We start from the raw sequence: 4,742 nt of genomic DNA, 5'->3' as shown, positions 1-4,742 counted from the left end.
GATCATATACTGGATCTCGGCCAGCCCTGCCGGCAGATTGTCGGCGGTCGCCTGGCCTGCGGTCAGGATCGCCTCGCTGATCGACCAGCCGCCCTGGTGCGGCAGCATGGAATCGCGCAGCGTCTTGGAGGCCATGTACATCGTCATCAGCGCGTCGTTGGCGCCCGGCGCCCTGACCGCCGAATGCGCCTGCGGGATCGGCGCGCCATCGCTTGCGCGAACCCACTTTTCGGGTTCGTCGCAGACAAAGCGGTAGATCATCGCGTAGGCGGCGCCGCAATGCGTGTCCCAGCGCGCCGTGTTGCAGAGCGGCAGCATGTAGAAAGGATGGAAGGAGATCATGCCGGCGAGGCCGTCATAATAGCCCCTGGCGGCGTGGATCGGCTTCGAGCCCCTTACCTTCTCCGCCGGCTCGCCGGTGAAGCGCAGCGTGCCCTGTACGCCGTGGCGCTGCATGGCCGCCTTGGTGGCGAGCAGGCCGCCGAGGCTGGCGATGCCCAGCCCCGAATGCGGATCGGTATGGCCACCGGCCTCGAAGCCGAGGCCGGGGCGCGGCCGCTTCACCGTGGCGGCATCCTGGCAGTTGCCGGGCACGGCGTCATATTCGGCATACATGCCGACGGTCGGGCCGACGCCATTGGTCCAGTGGGCGCAAAACGCGGTTGGCATGCCGCCCGAGCCTTCCTCGACGGAAAAGCCCTCGCGCTTCAACCGTTCGACATACCAGGCGGCCGACCGGTACTCGCGCCAGGCGGTCTCGCCGAAGTCGAAGATGGTCCGCGTCCATGCCGACAGCGACGGCTGGATGTCGTCGAGGCAGGCAAGTGCCGTCGCTTGCGCCGATGTCGTGGCCGGTTGCTCCATGGCCAGAAGAAAGCAGTGAAGCGGCCTTTCAAAAAGTGATATGTTTTCCCGGCTCGTGCAAATTCGGTTCACCTGAGGTCCCTTGCGCATACCATCCACACAAGCCCTGCGTGCCCTCGACAGCTTCGCCCGTCATGGCAGCGTCTGGCGCGCCGCCGACGAACTGCACCTCACTCGCAGCGCCGTCTCGCACCAGCTTCGCCTGCTCGAACGCGACCTCGGCTTCGACCTGCTGGAGCGCATCGGCAAGGGTGTCGCGCTCACCCCGCGCGGCCAGCGCTATGCCAGCGACGTGCGCAAGGCGCTGACCGTTCTCGGCGACGCGGTGGGGCGCAATGCCGGCACCGGCGTCGGCGGTTCGTTCGCCGTCTCCTGCACGCCGGGCTTCGCCTCGCTGTTCCTCTGCACCCATATCGGCGAGTTCCGGCAGATGTATCCCGATGTCGCCCTGCACATCCTGACGCCGAGGCGCCTCGACGACGTCAGCAATCCGGACGCCGATGCCTTCATCGCCTTCGGCGTCGGCAACTGGCCGAACCGCGCGGCCGAGCTTTTGTGCGAGATCTCGTTCACGCCGCTCTGCAGCCCGACGCTGCTCAACAAGGTGGGTGGCTTTTCCAAGCCCGCCGACGTGCTGCGCGCCAATCTCCTGCATCTCGGCGACACCGAGGACTGGGCACGCTGGCTGGCGCTTTCCAAGGTGGAGAATCCGGACACCGAGGGCGGCATCTTCTTTTCCGACATGAACCTCGTCTTCTCGGCGGCGATCGCCGGCCAGGGCATCGCCATGGGTGACGAATTGACCAGCCGCAAGGCGCTGAACGAGGGCCGGCTGGTGCGCCCATTCGACATCGCGATCAAATCGCCGCGGTCATACTTCCTGGTGTCGGAGCATGCCAAGGCCAACCATCCGGTGCTGCAGGCGTTCGGCGGATGGCTGCGATCGAAGTTGTCGGAGAACAGGGTCGGGCCGTATTGAGAGCGCGCCACCCATTCCACCCAACCCCACCACCCGTGAATCAAATTTGCCGATCAGGCGAAAACTATTCGGTTGCGGTGAGCCGTCGCCCTGCCCTACGATTTCATCCAGCCACCAAGGAAGAGGCAGGAATGCAGCAACCCGGCCGGGCCGCAGAAATCAAGGCGAACGGGATCGGCAAGAGCTTCGGCTCGTTCCGGGCGCTGGACAATCTGACGCTCGATATCGGCCGCGGCGAGTTCCTGACCCTGCTCGGGCCGTCGGGCTCCGGCAAGACGACCTTCCTGATGATCCTCGCCGGCTTCGTGCAGCCGAGCGAGGGGCAGTTGTTCAGCGACGGCATCGACATCACCGACCGCCCGGCCGAGCAGCGCGCCGCCGGCATGGTGTTCCAGGGCTATGCGCTGTTCCCGCACATGAGCGTCGAACAGAACATCGCCTTCCCGCTCAAGGTGCGCAAGAAATCCGCCTCCGAGATCAAGCGCCGCGTCGCCGAGATGGTCGAGCGCGTCGGGCTGAAGGGCCATGAGAAGAAATTGCCGGCGCAGCTTTCCGGTGGCCAGCAGCAGCGCGTGGCGCTTGCCCGCGCGCTGGTGTTCGAGCCGGGCGTGCTTCTGCTCGACGAGCCGTTCTCGGCGCTGGACAAGAGCCTGCGCGGCCAGATGCAGGCCGAGATGAAGCGGCTGCACCAGGAGACCGGCACCACCTTCGTCTTCGTCACCCACGACCAGAGCGAGGCGCTGGCGCTGTCGTCGCGCGTCGCCATCTTCAACCACGGCAAATTGCTGCAGGTCGGCCGGCCGGACGAGGTCTACGACCGGCCGGCCAACCGCTTCGTCGCCGAGTTCCTGGGCGAGATCAACATGCTGCCGGTGAAGGGCGTGACGCCTGCTGATAACGGCGCTGTCGGCCTGTGCGAAGACCGCGCTGTCAGCATGCGCTGCAAGGCCGAGGCGGTCAAAGGCGACGCCATCCTGGCGATCCGCCCCGAACACATGTCGATCGCGCGCGAGGCGGCTGTCGGCGAGAACGGCATCGCGGCGACCGCGATCGCGTCCACCTATCTGGGCGCTGCGACCAGGCTGGATCTCACGACGCGGCAAGGCTCGCGGGTAACGGTTTCGGTGCCGAACGAGGTAGCGGCCGCGGCACTGAGCAAGGGCAATTCCGTCTGGCTGACCTGGCCGGCCGAAAAAGGTTTCCTTCTTCCGGATGGAGGGCAGTGAGCACCGCTACGGCCTGAACTCGCCGCACCGGTTTTTTGGAATATCAATGAGAACAAGGGGAACTGACATGACCAATACCAAGAAACACACAATCGACTCCCTTGCCGACAGGGCAAGGCGCGGCGAGATCTCGCGCCGCCAGTTCGCGCAGATCGCCGGGCTCGTGCTGGCCGGCACGCCGCTGCTCATGCGCTCGACCGGCGCCTTCGCCGCGGCGAAGGAACTGGTGCTGGTGAACTGGGGCGGTGACGCCATCACCGCCTATGACGCCGCCTACGGCCAGGCCTTCACCAAGGATACCGGCATCACCGTCAAGATGGACGGCTCGGGCCCGACCGAAGGCGCGATCGCGGCGCAGTTCAAGAGCGGCGCCCCGACCTGGGACCTCGTCGACGTCGATCCGTTCTCGGCGATCACGCTGGGCGCGCAAGGCATGCTCGAGCCGATCGACTACACGGTCGTCGACAAGAAGAAGATGCGCGAGGGTTTCGGCTGGGAATACGCCGCCTCGACCTATTTCTTTTCCTATGTGATCGCATACGACTCGGAGAAATACGGCAGCGACGCGCCGACCGGCATGGCCGATTTCTTCGACGTGAAGAAATTCCCCGGCAAGCGCTCGCTCTACAAATGGGGCGTGTCGAGCTGGGAGGCCGCACTTCTCGCCGACGGCATCGCGCCGGCTTCGCTCTACCCGCTCGATCTAAAGCGGGCGCATGACAAGATCGCCGCCTTCAAGGAGAACGTTGTCGCCTATTGGGGCGGCGGCGCCGAGAGCCAGAGCGTGCTGCTCAACGGCGAAGCTTCGATGGCGATCGTGTGGTCGACGCGCGCCTCGCTGATCGAGCAGGACTCCGGCGGCAAGATCAAGTTCATCTGGGACCAAGGCCTGATCTCGCCCGGCGCGCTCGCGGTGCTCAAGAACAATCCCGGCGGCAAGGACGCTGCGATGAAGTTCATCGCCAGCGCGCAGGACCCGGAAAAGCAGCTGGTCATGTTCGACAAGCTCGGACAGGGCCCGGCCGATCCGGCCGCCGACGCGCTGATCCCCGCCGACAAGAAGCGCATCAACCCGGTCGACCCCGAGAACATGAAGAAGCAGATAGCGCTCGACATGGAGTGGTACGCCAAGAACTACGGCGCGGCGCTCGACGAATACACCAAGATCATCTCCGCCTGACCGGCGGAGACGATCATCCGACATGAGAGGCACCCTCTCCGACAGGACAGGCGCGGCGCTGTTGATGGCGCCGCTGCTCCTGTTCCTGGTCCTTGCGTATGCCTGGCCGTTCCTCGGCGTGGTGAAGTGGAGCTTCACCTTGCCGACGCCGGGGCTCGACCAATATAGCGCGCTCGCGACCGACCCGCTGGTGCAGTCGGTGTTCATCCGCACGTTGCGCATCGCGCTCATCGTCACGCTGGTGTCGGTCACCGCCGCCTATGCCATCACCGTGGTGTGGGTGCGCGGCAGCCCGGTGCAGCGCGTGATTGCCGAGTTCTGCATCCTGGTGCCGTTCTGGATCTCGGTGCTGACGCGCGCCTTCGGCTGGGTGGCGCTGCTCTCCAACCGCGGCCTGATCAACACCTGGCTGCAATCGATCGGCTTCATCTCCGAGCCGCTGGCGCTGGTGCGCAACGAATTCGGCGTCATCGTCGGCATGACGCACTTCCTC

At 65.5% G+C, this 4,742-nt stretch carries 3 protein-coding genes and 2 pseudogenes; 4 read left to right on the top strand and 1 reads right to left on the bottom strand.

Annotated elements, in window-relative coordinates; all coding sequences use genetic code 11:
* Positions 1 to 864, bottom strand: a pseudogene (locus EN745_RS30360) (amidohydrolase); the annotation flags it as partial.
* Positions 865 to 946: 82 nt separating this feature from the next.
* Here EN745_RS30360 and EN745_RS30355 point away from each other — a divergent pair.
* The 4 genes and pseudogenes from EN745_RS30355 to EN745_RS30340 form a co-directional block, all read left to right on the top strand.
* Positions 947 to 1,843 carry a LysR substrate-binding domain-containing protein gene (locus EN745_RS30355; protein ID WP_126055475.1) on the top strand — a complete coding sequence of 299 codons (897 nt, stop codon included), beginning with the start codon at positions 947 to 949 and terminating at the stop codon, positions 1,841 to 1,843.
* 131 nt (positions 1,844 to 1,974) lie between these two features.
* Positions 1,975 to 3,069 (top strand): ABC transporter ATP-binding protein, encoded by a 1,095-nt coding sequence (locus tag EN745_RS30350; protein ID WP_126055476.1) that lies wholly within the window; start codon positions 1,975 to 1,977, stop codon positions 3,067 to 3,069.
* 67 nt (positions 3,070 to 3,136) lie between these two features.
* Positions 3,137 to 4,249 (top strand): ABC transporter substrate-binding protein, encoded by a 1,113-nt coding sequence (locus tag EN745_RS30345; protein ID WP_127422950.1) that lies wholly within the window; start codon positions 3,137 to 3,139, stop codon positions 4,247 to 4,249.
* 22 nt (positions 4,250 to 4,271) lie between these two features.
* Positions 4,272 to 4,742, top strand: a pseudogene (locus tag EN745_RS30340) (ABC transporter permease); the annotation flags it as partial.

The organism is Mesorhizobium sp. M4A.F.Ca.ET.022.05.2.1, assembly GCF_003998845.1.
Taxonomy (GTDB): Bacteria; Pseudomonadota; Alphaproteobacteria; order Rhizobiales; family Rhizobiaceae; genus Mesorhizobium.
Note: the sequence above shows the minus strand (reverse complement) of the source record. Positions and strands in the feature narration are given on the sequence as shown.

Bases quoted from the DNA above. Each gene is read 5' to 3' on its own strand.
- EN745_RS30350 (WP_126055476.1), top strand. From the start codon at position 1,975: ATGCAGCAACCCGGCCGGGCCGCAGAAATCAAGGCGAACGGGATCGGC.
- EN745_RS30345 (WP_127422950.1), top strand. From the start codon at position 3,137: ATGACCAATACCAAGAAACACACAATCGACTCCCTTGCCGACAGGGCA.